Origin of the sequence: Tunturiibacter lichenicola (genome assembly GCF_051013355.1) — a bacterium.
Lineage (GTDB): Bacteria > Acidobacteriota > Terriglobia > Terriglobales > Acidobacteriaceae > Edaphobacter > Edaphobacter lichenicola_F.
The window spans coordinates 944,456-960,841 of the sequence record NZ_CP132944.1 but is presented as its reverse complement, the minus strand read 5'-3'; the positions used below and the strand labels follow the sequence as shown (position 1 = coordinate 960,841).

14 protein-coding genes are annotated in these 16,386 nt (G+C 58.1%); 7 read left to right on the top strand and 7 right to left on the bottom strand.

Annotated elements, in window-relative coordinates:
• The first annotated feature begins 604 nt into the window (after window positions 1–604).
• The 3 genes from RBB82_RS04090 (at window position 605) to RBB82_RS04080 (ending at window position 2,076) form a co-directional block, all read left to right on the top strand.
• Entirely contained in the window at window positions 605–964 is a 360-nt protein-coding gene (locus tag RBB82_RS04090) for an ArsR/SmtB family transcription factor (protein ID WP_433973846.1), read from the top strand.
• A 127-nt stretch (window positions 965–1,091) separates the two neighbouring features.
• The gene (locus RBB82_RS04085; RefSeq protein ID WP_433973845.1) at window positions 1,092–1,604 is read left to right on the top strand and encodes an SRPBCC domain-containing protein; all 513 of its coding nucleotides are present in this window, start codon (window positions 1,092–1,094) and stop codon (window positions 1,602–1,604) included.
• Window positions 1,594–2,076, top strand: a complete 483-nt coding sequence (locus RBB82_RS04080; RefSeq protein ID WP_433973844.1) for an SRPBCC family protein — start codon at window positions 1,594–1,596, stop codon at window positions 2,074–2,076. The genes RBB82_RS04085 and RBB82_RS04080 overlap by 11 nt, the downstream gene beginning before the upstream one ends.
• Before the next feature lie 300 nt (window positions 2,077–2,376).
• Here RBB82_RS04080 and RBB82_RS04075 read toward each other — a convergent pair whose 3' ends face one another.
• Entirely contained in the window at window positions 2,377–3,963 is a 1,587-nt protein-coding gene (locus RBB82_RS04075; protein ID WP_433973843.1) for a flavin monoamine oxidase family protein, read from the bottom strand.
• 142 nt (window positions 3,964–4,105) lie between these two features.
• Window positions 4,106–4,870 carry an alpha/beta fold hydrolase gene (locus RBB82_RS04070; RefSeq protein WP_433973842.1) on the bottom strand — a complete coding sequence of 255 codons (765 nt, stop codon included), beginning with the start codon at window positions 4,868–4,870 and terminating at the stop codon, window positions 4,106–4,108.
• A 133-nt stretch (window positions 4,871–5,003) separates the two neighbouring features.
• Between RBB82_RS04070 and ftsZ the strand changes: the two genes are divergently transcribed.
• The 4 genes from ftsZ to tsaE all read left to right on the top strand — a co-directional run bounded on the left by ftsZ (window position 5,004) and on the right by tsaE (window position 10,563).
• The gene (gene ftsZ / locus RBB82_RS04065; protein ID WP_433973840.1) at window positions 5,004–6,488 is read left to right on the top strand and encodes a cell division protein FtsZ; all 1,485 of its coding nucleotides are present in this window, start codon (window positions 5,004–5,006) and stop codon (window positions 6,486–6,488) included.
• A gap of 153 nt (window positions 6,489–6,641) precedes the next feature.
• Window positions 6,642–7,895 (top strand): penicillin-binding transpeptidase domain-containing protein, encoded by a 1,254-nt coding sequence (locus tag RBB82_RS04060; RefSeq protein ID WP_433973839.1) that lies wholly within the window; start codon window positions 6,642–6,644, stop codon window positions 7,893–7,895.
• A 465-nt stretch (window positions 7,896–8,360) separates the two neighbouring features.
• Complete coding sequence (locus RBB82_RS04055; RefSeq protein ID WP_433973838.1) at window positions 8,361–10,001, top strand: NAD(P)H-hydrate dehydratase; 1,641 nt, start codon at window positions 8,361–8,363, stop codon at window positions 9,999–10,001.
• 106 nt (window positions 10,002–10,107) lie between these two features.
• Entirely contained in the window at window positions 10,108–10,563 is a 456-nt protein-coding gene (gene tsaE / locus RBB82_RS04050; RefSeq protein WP_433973837.1) for a tRNA (adenosine(37)-N6)-threonylcarbamoyltransferase complex ATPase subunit type 1 TsaE, read from the top strand.
• Window position 10,564: 1 nt separating this feature from the next.
• Here tsaE and RBB82_RS04045 read toward each other — a convergent pair whose 3' ends face one another.
• From RBB82_RS04045 to RBB82_RS04025, 5 genes are all read right to left on the bottom strand, one after another.
• Window positions 10,565–11,347: a class I SAM-dependent methyltransferase gene (locus tag RBB82_RS04045; protein ID WP_433973836.1), complete on the bottom strand. Its 783-nt coding sequence runs from the start codon at window positions 11,345–11,347 to the stop codon at window positions 10,565–10,567.
• A gap of 4 nt (window positions 11,348–11,351) precedes the next feature.
• The gene (locus RBB82_RS04040) at window positions 11,352–11,723 is read right to left on the bottom strand and encodes a metal-sulfur cluster assembly factor (protein ID WP_433973835.1); all 372 of its coding nucleotides are present in this window, start codon (window positions 11,721–11,723) and stop codon (window positions 11,352–11,354) included.
• Between the two features lie 98 nt (window positions 11,724–11,821).
• The gene (locus RBB82_RS04035) at window positions 11,822–12,685 is read right to left on the bottom strand and encodes a twin-arginine translocation signal domain-containing protein (RefSeq protein WP_433973834.1); all 864 of its coding nucleotides are present in this window, start codon (window positions 12,683–12,685) and stop codon (window positions 11,822–11,824) included.
• A gap of 283 nt (window positions 12,686–12,968) precedes the next feature.
• The gene (locus tag RBB82_RS04030; RefSeq protein WP_433973833.1) at window positions 12,969–13,997 is read right to left on the bottom strand and encodes a polyprenyl synthetase family protein; all 1,029 of its coding nucleotides are present in this window, start codon (window positions 13,995–13,997) and stop codon (window positions 12,969–12,971) included.
• A gap of 205 nt (window positions 13,998–14,202) precedes the next feature.
• Entirely contained in the window at window positions 14,203–16,269 is a 2,067-nt protein-coding gene (locus tag RBB82_RS04025; protein ID WP_433973832.1) for a hypothetical protein, read from the bottom strand.
• Between the last annotated feature and the right edge of the window lie 117 nt (window positions 16,270–16,386).

The window sequence follows — 16,386 nt, the reverse complement described above, 5'->3', positions numbered from 1 at the left end:
TGGCTTTGTTCAAACTTGTTCGCCAGGAGGATGCCAATGATAGGATTCTGGACGTCAATACTGTGTTTCAGCTCTTTTCTCCAATCAGGCAGCGCTCTTCAACCGACGGAGGTAGTCGTTCGCTTGGTGTATCTGGACAGCGGAAAGCCAGCGAATGGTGAGTCGTTCATCTTGTTTGAGGGGAAGCCATCCATGGCCTCTACGGTTCGCTCTACCCAAATAACAGGCAGCGATGGAACAGCCAGGATCCGCCTTTCGAATCCCTCGCCCGAGCATGTATGGGTTGACGATAATAACGGACGCATCACAAACTGCGCGTGGGAAGACCAACTCTCGGTTTCGGAAATCCTTTCTGAAGGAACAACTATCGGAAAGGACAACAGATTTGGTTCGTCCTGCAAGGGTGGTCAGGACACGATTACTCGATTAGGCGCTAAACCTGGTGAGATTGTGATCTTCGTTCGAAAGGTAAGTAACTGGGATAACCTTCGCCACTATTGATTCTGGATTTTGCTCCATCTGATCTCTGGAAAATTTTTAAAAAATAAAATTCGATTTTTCCTCTTGCCATATTTTGTATTTAACATTATGGTTATTTAACGTAATGGCTAATAATATGGACGATCAGATTACATCAACGTTTGGTGCTTTAGCCGATCCAACCCGGCGGGCGATTCTTTCGAGGCTGGCGTCGGGAGAGACGTCGGTGACTGAGCTTGCAGCGCCGTTTGAGATGAGCATGCCTGCGGTTTCGCGTCATCTGAAGGTGCTTGAGAGGGCTGGGCTGATCTCGCGTGGGCGTGAGGCGCAGTGGCGGCCTTGCAAGTTGAATCCTAAGCCTTTGAAAGAGGCTGCGGAGTGGTTGGAGGAGTATCGACAGTTCTGGGAGCAGAGCTTCGACCGACTGGAAGAGTACCTGAAGACGATGCAGGCGAAGGAGAAACGTCGCAACAAAAAGAAATAATTAACGTGACAGCGATTAGAGCCGCTCGTCGTCCAAATCAAATACGGGATTTCGACCGCCTTGCGTAGAGTTGGCCAGGGTGTATTCAGCGGCGGACTGCAGGTGATGCCACACAAAGGAGAAAGGTATGCTCGAAAGCCTGGTTGAAGTGAGAGCGAATGCCGCTGAGCGAGAGATTTTTATTACACGGGTCTTCGATGCGCCGCGCGAGTTGGTATGGAAGGCGTGGACCCATCCTGAGCATATGAAACAGTGGTTTGGGCCGCGTGAGTTTGTTGCGCAGAACCTGACTGCTGATCTTCGTGTGGGCGGGGAGTGGCGTAACTGTCTTCATAGCGACGGTTTCGACACGGGCGACGGTGCGAAGCGGAGACTCGATCTTTGGCAGGGTGGTGAATACCTGGAACTGGTTGAACCGGAGAGGCTGGTCTTTACGTTTCACTGGGAGGAAGGTACGGGCCTTCCAGAGCACGACACCGTGATTACGATCACGCTTGAGGAGCATGCAGGGAAGACTACGATGAACTTTCATCAGACGTTCTTCGTAACCTTAGAGGATAGGGACGGGCACGTTAAGGGATGGAACAGCAGCTTTGAGAAGCTGGATGATCTTTTGCACGAGGTGAAGCATGGTCATTGAAGGGAGCGTAATGGAGGCGGCGCTGCTTGAAGTCTGCCTGACGCGACGAGTTGCGGCCTCGCCGGAGGTGGTGTTTGCCGCATGGATCGATCAGAAACAGCTGGCGAAGTGGTGGGGGCCAAAGGGCTTCACGAATCCTGTGTGCGAGGTGGATGCCCGGATTGGCGGGGCAATGCTGATCGACATGCGGTCGCCGGATGGAGTTGTGTATCCGATGACGGGGCGGTTTGTGACGATCGATCGGCCACATAAATTGGTCTTTGTGACAGCGGCGATTGACGGTGCCGGGAAGCCGATGTTCGAGGTGCTGAATACAGTGATCTTTGACGCAGCGCGTGGCGGAACTGAGATTTCGCTGGCCGCTCGAGTGATCAAGACAGCCAGCGCTGATGCTCCGCGGTATCTTGCGGGGATGTCGCAGGGTTGGTGCCAGAGTCTGGATCGGCTGACGGAGTTTGTTACGGTGCTTTGATCGGCTCGTTCGCGGGCTTGCGTCCAGACTGGTGTTGGTGAATCAATTCGTTCACTTCGCATGCCGTTGCGGTTTGTCGACTCGGTTTTGACTCGATCTTCACCGGGGCGAGGATTTTAGGAACAATAAAGACAAGGCAAAAGCAGATTCCTCCCCTTCGACCTTGCTCAGGGTGCGTAATGACAACAAGAAATGCAAAGGCAATAGCAAAGGTGAAAAAACAGAAGCAGATTCCTTACCCTCCGACCTTGCTCAGGGTGCGGAATGACAGTAAGAAATGCAAAGACGAAAAAAGGGCGGCTAGCTGCGGATCTGTTTTGCTATGCGTTCGATGGCGTGATGGGCGGAGAGGACTGCTCCTTCTTGCCAGGCGACAAGGTGAGAGAGGTAGTCGCCGGCGAAGTAGGTCTTGCCCTCCGGTTTTTCAAGCTGTGCGTAGGCCGGGGCGCTGCTGTCGACGAAGTTGTTTGCGAGACAGCCGAGTGAGTATGGGATCTTGGCCCATGCGACGTAGATTGGTTTGGTGAGCAGGTGGGAGCGGCCGGGGTGAAGGAGCTCTACGGCCTGACGGGAGGCTTCGAACTTTGCTTCGATGGTGGGGAGCGCGCCGAAGGCAGAGAGTTCGCCGGTCGTCGTTCCGCCTAATCCGCCTACGATCTTCTGCTCGGAGTTGAAGCCAGCGACCAGGACGCCGGTAGGGGAGAAGAGTTTGTCGGTGGGGTACCAGACGAGGTCGACCTTGTCTTTGAGGAAGGAGATGCCACCGTAGATGTTGTTCTCTTTCTCCCAGAAGCGCGGAGACTGCCAGGCGATTTTATAGAGCGGAACCATGGGCATGCCTGTGAATGCCTGTTGTGTTTCGCGGGAGAAGTTGTTTTTGGTTTTGGCGAGGATTGGCAGGGGCAGTGTGCAGATGCAGAAGTCGGCGGTGATGGTTTGGGGTACGCCGGATTTGGTGTAGGCGACGGTGACGCTTTGGCCGGAGGTGGTGATCTCAGTGACGGGACACTCGTAGTGGATCATGTCGCCGAGTGATTTTGCGAAGCCGTAGGCGATGCGATCCATACCGCCGATGGGCTGGAACATGGTGGCCTGCCAGTCGATCTGTTCTTCGTAGAACTCGCCGGTAGACATGTCGGCGGCGAGGAGTTCGGAGAAGTTGAGCGGCTTGTGCAGAACGGGGTTGACGGGGCCTGCACCGGGGCCAGTGATGAAACCTGCGCGAGGGGTGCCGGTGTAACGTCCATCTTTGTTGAGGTCACCGAAGTTCCGAAGGAATTCGAGGAGACGGGCAGATTCTTCTTTGGAGAGCTCGTCGTCGAGGGTGTGCTTGTTGATCGCTTTCGAGAGGAGTTCAGCGAGATAGCCGCGCGTGTCGTGGACGACCTGACGTTGCTGCACGGCTTCGCCGTGGTTGAGCTTGGGAGACTGCATGAGGGCGGAGCGAGAGGTGTTGACTTCGACCTCGAGGGGGACGCCGAGCTCGTGACAGTAGCCGAGAATGTGGGTGTGGATGGAGGGAATGCGCGCGGGACCCGCGTTGAGGTAACCGCCGTCCTGCCAGTCGCAGTTTTGGATGGTGCCGTCGGTGAACTCAACCTTGGTGCCGTCGCGGACGGTCCAGTTGCGTCCGCCGGGACGGTTGCGGGCTTCGAGGATGGTGCATTCGAAGCCGGCTTTGCGGAGTTCGTAGGCTGCGGTCATGCCGGCGATGCCTGCTCCGAGAATGACGACCTTTTTGCCTTTGCCGAAGTCGGAGGTAAGCTGCGGGAGTGGGGATTGGCCGACTGCGGGCATGAGGCCGAGGGCTTGCATGGATGCGAATGCGGCTGAGTATCCGCCAATCTGTGCGATGCGCTGAATAAAGACGCGTCGGGTCAGGCTCATACGAACGGCTCCGATCGACTCTCATTTTAGATGGACAATTTCAGTTTGAGGTGCGGGTGCGGTCTTTGCAAGGGGAAAGTGATGGACGGCCTTTGTCGTGACGGGATCGGTGCTTCGATCTCGTTTCGTCAGGCTTGTTTCGTCAGAGTGCCCGGAGGAACTTTTTGACCACGTCTCCGAAGGCTGTCGGATTTTCGAAGTGGAGGACGTGGCTGCCGTCGAGTTCTGCGAGACGTGTGTTTGGCCTGCGCGAGGTCATCTGCTCGCACTCTGTCTGAGTGGTGACTCTGCTGTCGCGTCCGCGAAGAAGCAGGGCGGGGCAGTCGGTGGAGAGCCAATCGTGCCAGTGATCGCCGTTGGTGGCTTTGCCTGAGGCTACGATCTCTTTTGGCTCAAAGGCTAGCTTCCACCCGGCCGGTGTTTTGCGGAAGGAGTCTTCGAGGTATGGTGCGAATCGCGGGCCTATGCACTCGGCGAGAGCCTCGCGTGTTGGGAATACTCCCTCCCAGGCGAGTACGAAGGATGGCTCGTCGCTGATGACTACGCCGATGTCTTCGATGATGAGACCACGGATCATCTCTGGATGGCGCGCGGCGAACTGATAGGCGTTGATGCCGCCGAGGGAGTTGCCTAGAAGAACTGCGTCGTTGAGGTGGAGGTGATCGAAGAGGGCCTCGAGGTCAAGGAGGTAGTCGGTGCGGGTGTAGCTGGGGGCGTGGTCGGAGTGTCCATGGCCGCGCTGGTCGAGTGCGATGACTCGCCACTCGGGTGCGAGGAGCTTGGCGAGAGGCGCGAAGGTAGTTGCCTCCATGACGTGCGCATGGAGGGCGACGAGTGGACGGCCGCGGCCTCCGGAGTCGAGATAGGAGAATCGCAGGCCGTCGCGGGAGAAGGCGCAACGTTCCATGTGGGGCACGATACCAGTTTGGCCACTTTTTATCGAATTTTGAACCATGCATGGTACGGGTGGTGGAAAACGGGGGTCGTGTGTTTGGCGCGGAGATGGGAGAATTAAAAAACCTTAAGGAGTAACTGCTGCCATGTCCAATTTGCCCGACGATCTCCGCATTCACTATCACGATGAGATACCGCATGGCGCGAGGATCAAGGTCATTGGCGTCGGTGGAGGCGGCAATAATGCCGTGAACCGCATGATTGCGGCGAATGTGGTCGGCGTGGAGTTTATTGCGGCGAATACGGATGTGCAGGCGCTGCAGGTGTCGAATGCTCCGGTGAAGCTGCAACTTGGCGTGAAGCTGACGAGTGGGCTGGGTGCGGGGGCGAACCCGGATGTGGGGCGTCGGGCGGCGCTTGAGGATTCGGACAAGATTATTGAGGCGCTCGAGGGCGCTGACATGGTGTTTGTGACGGCTGGGCTGGGTGGTGGAACGGGGACGGGTGCCGCTCCGGTGATTGCGAGCCTCGCGAGTGAGATGGGGGCGCTGACAGTTGCTGTGGTGACGCGGCCGTTTGCGTTTGAAGGCAAGCGCCGAATGCAGCAGGCTGAGCGTGGGATGCAGGAGCTGCTGGAGTCGGTCGATACCGTGATTGTGATTCCGAATGAGAAGCTGCTCGCCGTGGCGAAGGATGCGGGATTTTTCGAGAGCTTCCGGATTGCGGACGATGTGTTGCGACAGGGTGTGCAGGGGATCTCGGACATCATTACGATTCCTGGTGTGATCAACCGCGACTTTGCCGACGTGAAGACGACGATGGCGGGGATGGGCTACGCGGTGATGGGTACGGGCGTGCGTACGGGCGCGAATCGCGCGGTTGAGGCTGCGATGGCTGCAATGGCTTCACCGTTGTTGGAGGCGGGGGCGATCGATGGAGCGCGGGGAATTCTGATCAACATTACGGGTTCGAGCAGTTTGAAGCTGAGTGAGGTGAACGAGGCTTCGAGCATTATTCAAAATGCGGCGCATGAGGATGCGAACATCATCTTCGGTGCAGTGCAGGATGAGTCGATGGGCGATGAGGTGAAGATTACCGTGATCGCCACTGGGTTCAAGCATCAGGAGATGCCGCAGCGGCGGGAGCGCATGTTGTCGGAGGCGACGCTGCCTACGATGCGGTATGACGTGCCGATTCAGCCGCGGGTGAGTTCGCGGCCAGTGGCTTCGCGGTTTGCAAGTGAGATGGAGCCGGAGGGTGGATTTGGTCATGACGGGAATCATGTGGAGCGGCCGACCGCGATGGTCGAACCGGTTGCTCAGCCTGAGTTGATTCCGGTGCCTGCTTCGGTGTTTGATGATGATTTCTTCCGTGCTGCCTCACCGCGGGTTGAGCCGCCTGCTGAGATTGACCGGAGAGAAAATGGATTCCCACAGGGGGCGAGAGAGAGCACCCATTTTTCATCGGCGGTGCGTGTCCAACACGAAGACGTTCATGGCATCGCGGAAGAAGTTCCGGTTGGAGATGGTTTGATTCGGGGGCAGGCTTCTGGGGGCAGTGCGGTAGCGGCTACGAACGCTGCGGAGCCCGATGAGCTTGATATTCCAGCCTTTTTGCGGCGGGGAAACTGATAATACAACTGAATTGCGCGAAAATAACACGAAAGAGGGACGCGCATTCTGTGTGTAATAGTGTTGAATAAGCGTTTTATAAGGTGAATTTTGGATCAATGGTAGTTCGATTGCACTCAAATCAATAAAAGGGGTTCGCTTGTGTCGAGATCGATGAAAATTTACGGCGCAATCCTCTTCGGCCTGGTTCTGGGTGCTGGAGTGGATGCGAGTGCAACTGGTACGACCACCACTACTACTTCGTCCAAGACGAAGCATCGCTCTGCCGGAACTGCTCGTGTTGCGACCAAGTTGAAGACGAGCACGAACACTTCGCATACGGCGTCGAAGTCGAGCGGGACGGCCCATGGGGTGACTGGGACGCGGGTGAGGCACGGACATGGAGCGCGTCCGACCTTGGCGGTACGGCGGACTCGATATCAGGAGCACTTTTCAGCGAGTTCGTACGCGGATAATTTGACGCTTGGCGATGTGATCGAGGGCGAAGACCCAGTCGTACGAGCTGCTGCGATCGAGGCGCTGGGCAATATGAACGGGACCGCGATTGCGATCGACCCATCGACCGGGCGCATTCTCGCGATGGTGAACCAGAAGCTCGCGCTGTCGCATGGAGCGGAGCCTTGTTCGACCATCAAATTGACGGTTGCTCTGGCGGCGTTGGAAGAAGGAATCGTAACGAAAGATACTCCGGTGAATCTGGGTGGGAAGTACCACCTGACCATGACGGAGGCGCTGGCGCACTCGAACAACCTGTATTTTGAGACGCTTGGCAGGCAGTTGGGGTTTGAGCGCGTGAAGCACTACGCGAATGAGTTTGGGCTTGGGGAGTTGGCCGGCTATCACATTCAGGGCGAGCAACTGGGAACTTATCCCGATGAGGTGTTGCCTGCTTCGCTCGGCGGCGTAGGACGGATGTGTTCTTTTGGCGAGAGCGTTTCGATGACTCCGCTACAGTTGGGTGCGCTGGTTTCTGCGATTGCAAATGGTGGGACGCTTTATTATCTGCAGCATCCTGAGAACTCGGTGGATGTGGCTACGTTCGAGCCTAAGGTCAAGAGAGCGTTGAGTATTGCTCCGCTCATTCCTGAGATTTCAGTTGGAATGCAGGGTGCTGTGCAGTATGGAACGGCGCGGTCTCTGCGGGCCAACTTCAGTGAGTTTCCAGTAATGGGGAAGACGGGGACCTGCTCGAACAACGGGACCAGGTTTGGGTGGTTTGGTTCGTATGCTGATACGCCAAATGGGCGGATCGTGACCGTGTTTTTTCTCGAAGGCGGGCGGCCTACCTTTGGACCGAAGGCGGCTGAGCTGACTGGCGCGTTCTACCGGGCGCTTTGGGATAAGAGCTACTTCATACAGAAGCTGGGTGTTGAGACCAGTGGTGTTGTGGGTGGCGGATCTGAGTAGGTTTTGCGACGTTCGGCGATGAAAATCGCTGTTTTTTTGTGGTTGAAGTGTGGTCTTTCGTGGTGCGAGTGTGGTCTGAAGCGGCAGTTAATTTAGGCGGCTCAGACTACGCCACCGTTTCCGGATTTATTTTTGTCTCCAAAGGTTGAACGGCCCAATCTGCTGCGCGGTTAGCCGCAATCCCGGCGTTTTGCATGTCTCGTCTTTTCTGATGGACTTGTGAAGGCTTCGTTGCATAGTCCGTCTCTTTATTCGGAGGTTATGGCAATTTTCCTTATGGTGTAGAGTCTGCAAACGCAGATTCTCTTCGGGAATGACAAACAAGAAGCGAAAGCGACTCTACAGTAATTGCGGCGTTGCTCCAGGTGGTCTTCCCTTAGAGGTTGAGAGTCAAATGGAGATGTGGCGAAAGCCGCTGATGGCTGGTTCTTGGCTTAGGAACGGAAAACGGGTTAGAAGGGGAATATGAAGATACTGACGGCGATGGAGATGGGGGCGGTCGATCGATTGACTGCGGAGAAGTTTGGAGTGTCGCTGGAGTCGTTGATGGAGGCCGCTGGAACTGCTGTTGCGAAGTTCTGTCTGCGTGAGTATTCGGCGAGGATGCGGGTGGTTGTGATGTGTGGGAAGGGAAATAACGGCGGGGATGGGTTCGTTGCGGCACGAGTGTTGGCGCAGGCGGGGCGGTCGGTGAAGGTGGTGCTGCTTGGGAGGGTGGAAGATCTGAAGGGTGAGGCTGCGGCGGCGATGCATCGGCTGCGGGAGGAGGTTTCGTCGGTAGATGTAGTCGAGGTTATCGATGAGAACGGATTGGCAGCTTGCGCTTCCGCGCTGAGTGATGCGGAGCTTTTGATTGATGCGTTGGTGGGGACGGGGTTCAAACCGCCCCTGCGAGGACTGACTGCTTTGCTGCGCGGCATGGTGGAGAATCTTGCAGCGACTGTGGTAGCGGTGGATCTACCTTCGGGGTGGGATGCGGATTCGACGGAGCAGACGGCTGATGGTTCGTTTCGGGCGGATGCTGTGGTGACCTTTACTGCTCCTAAGATGGCGCATGTCTTTGGTCATCTCACGCGAAATGATAAGACGGGTGGAACGTTTGGGCCCGTGGTGGTGGCGGGAATTGGATCGCCTGAGGAGGCGGTGATTTCGTCGAATAGTTGGAGCTGGGCAGGTGCTTCGAAGGTGCTGGCGGAGAGACCTCGGGATGTGAACTCGAATAAAGGGAAGTTTGGACATGTGCTCGTGGCGGGGGGTAGTTATGGGAAGGCGGGTGCTCCGGCAATGGCTTCGCTGGCGTGTCTGAAGACTGGGGCGGGGCTGGTGACGGCGGCGGTGCCGAAGAGCATCGTGGATACGGTGGCGCGGATTGCACCAGAGTTGATGATGGCCCCGCTGGCGGAGGGTGCGAAGGGCGCTGTGTCGTTTAAGAATCTAGACGGAGCGAAGCTGGATGCGCTGGTGAAAAGGATTTCGGTTGTGGCGGTGGGGCCGGGGTTGTCGACCGATGGGGATGCTCCGGCGTTTGCGCGGCAGATGGTGGAGAAGACGACGGTTCCAGTGGTGATCGATGCGGATGCGTTGAATGCGTTTGCGGGGACGACGAGTTTGCTGAACGGCAAGGGGCGGGTGATGGTGCTGACGCCGCATCCGGGTGAGATGGCGCGGCTGGCGGGGATGACCGTGAAAGAGGTGGAGGCAGATCGCATCGGGCTGGCACGGAAGTTTGCGACGAAGCATAAGCTGACGCTGGTGCTGAAGGGGTGGCGAACGCTCATCGCGCATCCGGATGGCTCAATCGCGGTGAATACGAGCGGGAATCCAGCGATGGCGAAGGGTGGGAGCGGGGATATTCTGACAGGAGTTGTGGCAGCAATGCTGGCACAGTTTCCTGATGACGTTGCGCGGGCGGTGGAGGCGGCGGTGTATCTGCATGGGTTGGCAGCGGACTTTGCAGCACATGCGATGGATGAGCATACCGTACTTGCAACCGATACTGTTACACATCTTTCGGATGCATTTCGCTATCGGGTAACGGATGCGGATGGTGCGGTTTGGATCTGCGGGTTGCACAGTAAAATACCACGATCTCGGATTGAATCCTGAAGTTCCTCCTCTTGCAAGCAGGCAGCTGCCAGCGAATTCGTGAGCCACGGTGCGGAGTGATCCGCGATGAGAAGATGAATGGTAATGATGAGTTCAGGAGAGTGAAGTGAGTTTGGAGTTGCGGGAGAAGAAGCGCTTCAAGACGCGGAGTGAGGCGGGGACGCTGGCGATGGGTGAGAGGGTGGCGGAGATGTTACTGCCTGCGCCGAAGCTGTTTGTGTTGCGCGGGGATTTGGGCGCGGGTAAGACGACGTTGGTGAAGGGGATCGCTGCGGCGCTGGGTGCTGCTGAGGCAGAGGATGTGACGAGTCCGACGTTTACGCTAGTGCATGAGTATCGCGGGAAGAGGGTGAAGCTGTTTCATCTGGATCTTTATCGGTTGGAGACTGAACGCGAGTTGTTGACGCTGGGGCTGGAGGAGATGGCCGAGGAGCCGGATGCGCTGGTGCTGGTGGAGTGGGGCGAGAAGTTTCCGAGCGTGGTGGAGCGGTCGGATGGAGAGATCCTGATTGAACATGCGGGTGGGGATGAGCGCATGTTTTATGTGAGGGTGAAGGGCTGATTTATTTTGTGGTTTGTCTGGAGCGGCCGGTGAGGCGGTAGATGGCGCACTCTTCGTCGCCGGTGGATCCGTACTCTTTTTGTTGCGCGATGGCGGCCAGGTCCGCTAAGTGGTCTTCGGGGGACATGGCTACGGGGCCGAGGAATAGGCGCGTGAAGGCGGGATGGCGGTCGAGGACGGCACGGCACTCGGAGTTGACGTAGAGGATATCTAGCGCTGGTGTGGGGCCGCCGGGGCGTTTGGCGAACTGGGATTCGATGCGTCGGAGGAGGAGCTTTAGCACCGGGGCTTCGAAGGGGTGGAAGAGGAAGACGACGGTGGGGGTGCGGGGGAAGTCGAAGGTGAGGGCGTCCTGCTCGAGGAGACGGATGGGAGCGATGGGTGATGCGGTGGTGTCGGTGGCATGGGCTTCGCGCCAGTGTTCGAGGTTGAGCTGGGCGATGTCGGCGAGGGCGGGGTTAAGTTCGATGCCGATGATCTGGTGGAAGTCCAGTTCGCTGGCGACGAGCATGGCGCGGCCTTTGCCGGCGCCGATATCGACGAAGGTGTAGTGGTGGGTAGGGTGGGGCGGAGTGGTGGTGCGCCAGATGCCGATGAGGGAGCGGAGGATGCTGGGGGCGACGCCGTAGTAGGCGGTGACGTGGGCGTCGTTGGGGTGACCGGTGATGAGATTGCCCGCGGCGATGAGGCCGCTGGTTTCGACGCCGTGGATCTGGTCGAAGGGGTGTTGTGGCTGTGGCGGAGGCGGCATGACCAGCACCGATTTTGATTTGCGTGTGGGCATGGGCTTAGCGGATCTGGACCAGGTTTGGATTGCCGTCGAGGCCGAGGATCTTGCGGCCGGCGGGGGTGATGTTGAGTGGCGTCCAGTGGGGCGAGTCCAGGAGCGTCACGTTGGTGCGGCTGACGGTTTCGAGGCCGGCTAATCGGTTTGAGATTTGTGCGCTGAGTTGTGCGTGGGAGGCTTCGTCGGTTTGAGTGGGAGTGACCGAGACTTCGATGATGTTTTTTGGGGGCACACCGGGGATATTTGCGCCGGGAGCCTCTCGGTCTGGGGTGATGGTGACGGAGCGGACGAGGCCGAGGTCGACGATGTTGCAGGGGAGGACGGGGTCGTAGCAATCGCGGAGGGCCTGGAGGATGTCGGACTCGGTGAGCATCTGAGTTGATGATAGAGGACGGCTCTACTGCACACCTTTTATGGCGCACGAATGCCCATACCTCAGGGTCGAGGCATGAGCACTCGAGGGCGGGGCTGTCAGCAGCCGCTGAAGGAGATGAAGTCTCCGAGCGGATTGGGCAGGGTTGGGTTGAAGGGTTCGAATGGGAAGGATTGTGCAGTGTCAAAGCCTGCGGCCTTGGCAGCGTTGAAGTTTACAAAGGGTGTGAGCGCGGCTAAGGCCTGATCGATCGAGGTCCAGCACAGCGTTCTTTCGTAGCCGTTGTTGTTTGGAGGAGCGATACTCTCTGCGACTCCCTCGATGCCGGTGATTGATTTGATGGGACCGCCAAATTGAGGGGTCACGTCACCACCTACGACTCGTGCGAGGGTCCGGTGATCGCTCTCAATGCCCATGATGCGGGCTGCGGTGAGGCGCAGATTGCGAGTGGAGAAGTTACGCACGCCAACGAGATAAGCGGCGATGAATGCGTCCTCGAGAGTGACCAGAATGTTGAGGGTGGTCTGAGCATCCGAGAACATTTTTTTTGGATAGAAGAACTGAGTGAATGGCGTGAACTGATCGGTTACAGACTGCTCGAGAAGATAGTGGGACATTTCCTCCTGGCGGGCGCCGATCAGGTAGCCCTGATCGTCGTCGGGGATGGTTTTGAAGAAGGGAGAGGTGTTGATGATGTTGGTGTACGTGGTGACGGCGAGCGCCTCGGCGATCTGAGCGGCGATGAGGATTTCGCGATCGCCTCTCCTCAGATGATCGTGTTCATACTGCATGGTTTCTGTCTCTTCCTGCTGCTCTGCTGAGACTGAGGTGGAGAGTGCGCCAAGAGTGGCGAGGGTTGTGGCTCCGGTGAGGGCGGCGCCTTTGAGAAACGATCGTCGGGAAGCTACTGATTGGCTGTCTTCAGACGCAGGAATGGCATTGACTTCTTTTTGCGTGTTCATTGCTGGATGGCTCCTGTTTCAATTCCTGGAAAGCTCATCCGTATTCACTTGTATGTCGGGGCCTGGGGGTCTTGGAGAACTTTCCGGGTTGAATGGAGTACGAGACGGAAGGGCCGAGGAGATGTCACGAAGATGTAAATTTCTAGGATCGGAGAAGTGATTCTGCAAGCGCGGGTGGCTTGGCAGTGGTGGAAAAAGTTGGTGGGTTTGTGCTTTGGCGCTAGTCCTTGGATCTCGGGGCGACGGTTGCGCGCGAACGGTATGGGTGAAGAGGAGGTTCTGGTCAGTTTTTGCGTTCGACTAGATATTGGGCGAGGGATTTGAGTGGCTCTGCGGCATCGCCGAAGGGGGCCAAGGCAGCGAAGGCGTCGGCGATAAGTTCTTCGGCGTCTTTGAGGGATTGATCGATGCCGAAGACGGCGGGCCAGGTGGCCTTGATGCTGGCGGTGTCTTTGCCTGCGGTCTTGCCGAGTTCCTTGGAGCTTTGGGTCATGTCGAGGACGTCGTCTACGATTTGGAAGGCGAGGCCGGCTTTTTCGCCGAAGGTGCGTAGGCGGGCGATGGTGTCGGCGTAGGGGGCGTAGGCGATACGGCCTGTTTCAAGGCGTGGATTGGATTCTCCGGCGGGTTCGTCGTTGCGGTGGCCGCTGCCTGCCGAGCGGTGACGCAGGCTCAGGCCGTAGAGGCCTCCGGAGACGATGCTGGTGGTGATGAGAGCGCCGGTTTTGGCGCGGTGGATCGCTTCGACGAGGAGTGCGGTGGGGGTATGGCCTTCGGCTTCGATGTCCATGACCTGGCCGCCGATCATTCCGGGAGGGAGCTTGGTTTCGAGATCGCCTACGCGGCCTACGCCGGTGCCTACAGCGAGGGAGATCTCGCGGAGGATGGCGACGGTGGTGGGAGACGGCGTGGGGAGAGCAGCGATGGTTTGAAAGGCTAGGGTCTGGAGGGCGTCGCCCGCGAGGATGGCGGTGGCTTCGCCGAAGACGACGTGGCAGGTGGGCTGGCCGCGCCGGAGGTCGTCGTTGTCGAGTGCGGGGAGATCGTCGTGGATGAGGGAGTAGGTGTGGAGCATCTCGAGGGCTGCACCGAGGTTGGCTACGTTGTCGGGATAGTCTTCGGTACCTGCGACCATTCTTGCGGCTTCGATGCAGAGGATGGGACGGAGACGCTTGCCGCCAGCGAAGGTGCTGTGGCGCATGGCTCGGTGAATGGAGTGGGGGAGAGTGTCGGTTGCGGGCAGGAGGCGTTCGAGGGCGGCATCGGTGAGCTGGGCGCCGGAGAGAAGCAGGGTTTGTACTGTGGAGTGCATCGGCTTTGATGATAAATCACGGGGGGGATGGGTCGGATGAATAGAGAAGGGCAATGGAGGGCTTGCTGTGCGTGGATGACTGCTTGATCCTTGCGGGATGACAACAAGAACAGGCAAAAACAACGGCAACAGCAGATCCCTACGGGATGACAACCAAAAGGACAAACAACTGCAACTGCATCAGCGGTAGCGGAACAGCGGATGTCTACTGGGAGGCTTTGCGGCGGAGGGCGATAAAGAACAGAAGCGCGAGAGAGACGAGTGAGGTTGCGTCGGCTATGGTTTGGTCGAGGGTGTGGGCGTAGGTGATGTCGATTGTCGAAGGGCCGGCGGGGATAGGGATGGCGATGAGGCCGTCGTCGCGCTGGTCTTGTTTGTTGTGGGTGGTGGGGATGCCGTTGCGGGTGATGCGCCAGGCTGGGTAGTCGCGCAGGTTGAGGATCAGGTCTTCGGGAATGCTTGTCGTTATTGTGAAGTGCGGCGGGGCCGGGCCTGTTTGAGTGTTGATGGAGTTTGCATCTGTTGGCTTGTCGCCGCGTGCCTTGGCATTTGGTGCTTTGGCGTTTGGGGCCTTGGCATTTGGGTCGGGGGATAGCCAGAATGCAGGATCGTTTTGGGCGAGGGAGTCGTTGTCGGCGGTGGTGGGGGTGTACTCGTCGGTGGGGTCGGTGCCTTGGTTGGAGTGGAAGAGAGCTTCGCGGGCGCGAGGCGTGTCTTCTTCGTCGCAGGATTGGTGGAAGACGGAGTATGCGGGAAAGGTGAGGGCTGCGCTCAGGGCGATTGCTACAGCTGTTCTTGTGATCGGTTTCCAGCTTATGGGTTTGAGAGCCAGGGCTATGGAGAGTGCAAGGGCCGCGGTCAGAATGGCGACGAGACGCCATGGGAACTGGAGAAAGACCAACTCGGGTGCGTGGTTCCAGATGATTGCGGTGAGCGGTGTGAGGAGGAGGGTGATGGCTGTCGTCAGGGCGATGAGGGATGGCAGGGGAGAGTTGTTGTGCGAATGGTCGGAGGTGATGGCTGGTTCGGCAAAATACGGGGGTCTCTCCACTTCGCTGCGCTTCGGTCGAGATGACGTTTCTTTTGATGATTCGTATTGATTGTTCTCTACTTCCCTTTGCTTATTGTTTGCCGCTGGTTCTTGTTTCTTCGCCAATTTCTCTCGTGCCGGTGGCTGCTCGCGGGTGTCCGACAGATTTGTTTGCGCCGCCCAGATCGCGGGGTGCTTCGCAGGGCGGCGGAGATAGGTGATGGCGATGGCTGCTGCGGTCAGCGCGATGAGGATGATTGCGATGAGAGATGCGGTGTGAAGGACCTGGTCGTGAGGGGCGTCGCCGGTGTGGTGGAAGAGAAAGTTGTCCTGGATGCGCATGTTGGGGATGATGGCCATCGCGATCTGGACGTAACGGCGTTCGTATGCGGCGGGAAGGATGTAGAAGGCGGCGAGACCGAGGCCGAGTGTGGTGCCGGCGATGGTGTTGATGGCGAGTTGAAGCGGTGTTTGAGTGGCTGATTTCAGGATGCTGGGAGAGTTTGCCACTGCGGTTCGCGCGTGGCGAGAATACCCCACCCTTCGCAAAGGCGCGAAGGATGGGCCGCCCGGTGATGTCCCCGTCTCAGAGTCGAAGGATGGGGCACCCGGATTTGTGGTGGCTTCGGGGGGACGAGTCAGAAGACGGATTGCGGTGAGGAGGGCCAGGGCGTAGCAGCTCATAACGGCGGCGGGGGCGTTCGTGAGCCAGAGGAGGGCTACTGGGATGGCGATGCGGGGGATGGTGACGCGTTGGCGCAGGATGGCGTGGAGGAGTAAAGGGATAAAGGCGGCGGCGAGGAGTTCGGCGTAGGCGGTGCGCTCGTATGCGGTGAAGAGCATGTAGGGGTTCACCGTGTAGAGGATGGCGGCGAGGAGCACAGGTGTCGGCGGGGCGAAGTCGCGGGCGAGATAGTACAGGGCGAGGCCACTGGCAGTGAGAGCGAGCCATGTGTAGAGGATGGGGGTTGCGCCTATGGGGAAGATGAGGGTGAGGATGGCGCCGATGGTCCATGAGAGCGGCGGGTAAAAGACGAAGCGTGGCTCGCCTGCGTTGTAGGCGGGAGTGTAGGCCCAGTGTGGGTGAAGGTTGCCGTGGGTGAACTGGCGGGCGGCCTCCATCCAACTGAGAAGGTGGAAGTCGAAGTCGTGGCCGCAGGAGCAGCCGTTGAGGATGAGGGGCTGGATGGCGATGAATGCGGCGAGAGGGATCAGGAGATAAGGGAGCCGGTCGCGCTGCATGCTTTGAGGGTATCGCAGAGGAGTATGGGTGACTGTTTTTGGGGTGCTTTGCGGAGGAAACGAGGAAAAGACAAAAGCAGATTCCTCCGCTTCGCTGCGGAATGACAACTAAAAAAC

Bases quoted from the DNA above. Each gene is read 5' to 3' on its own strand.
- RBB82_RS04090 (WP_433973846.1), top strand. From the start codon at position 605: ATGGCTAATAATATGGACGATCAGATTACATCAACGTTTGGTGCTTTA.
- RBB82_RS04085 (WP_433973845.1), top strand. From the start codon at position 1,092: ATGCTCGAAAGCCTGGTTGAAGTGAGAGCGAATGCCGCTGAGCGAGAG.
- RBB82_RS04080 (WP_433973844.1), top strand. From the start codon at position 1,594: ATGGTCATTGAAGGGAGCGTAATGGAGGCGGCGCTGCTTGAAGTCTGC.
- RBB82_RS04075 (WP_433973843.1), bottom strand. From the start codon at position 3,963: ATGAGCCTGACCCGACGCGTCTTTATTCAGCGCATCGCACAGATTGGC.
- RBB82_RS04070 (WP_433973842.1), bottom strand. From the start codon at position 4,870: ATGGAACGTTGCGCCTTCTCCCGCGACGGCCTGCGATTCTCCTATCTC.
- ftsZ (WP_433973840.1), top strand. From the start codon at position 5,004: ATGTCCAATTTGCCCGACGATCTCCGCATTCACTATCACGATGAGATA.
- RBB82_RS04060 (WP_433973839.1), top strand. From the start codon at position 6,642: ATGAAAATTTACGGCGCAATCCTCTTCGGCCTGGTTCTGGGTGCTGGA.
- RBB82_RS04055 (WP_433973838.1), top strand. From the start codon at position 8,361: ATGAAGATACTGACGGCGATGGAGATGGGGGCGGTCGATCGATTGACT.
- RBB82_RS04045 (WP_433973836.1), bottom strand. From the start codon at position 11,347: ATGCCCACACGCAAATCAAAATCGGTGCTGGTCATGCCGCCTCCGCCA.
- RBB82_RS04040 (WP_433973835.1), bottom strand. From the start codon at position 11,723: ATGCTCACCGAGTCCGACATCCTCCAGGCCCTCCGCGATTGCTACGAC.
- RBB82_RS04035 (WP_433973834.1), bottom strand. From the start codon at position 12,685: ATGAACACGCAAAAAGAAGTCAATGCCATTCCTGCGTCTGAAGACAGC.
- RBB82_RS04030 (WP_433973833.1), bottom strand. From the start codon at position 13,997: ATGCACTCCACAGTACAAACCCTGCTTCTCTCCGGCGCCCAGCTCACC.
- RBB82_RS04025 (WP_433973832.1), bottom strand. From the start codon at position 16,269: ATGCAGCGCGACCGGCTCCCTTATCTCCTGATCCCTCTCGCCGCATTC.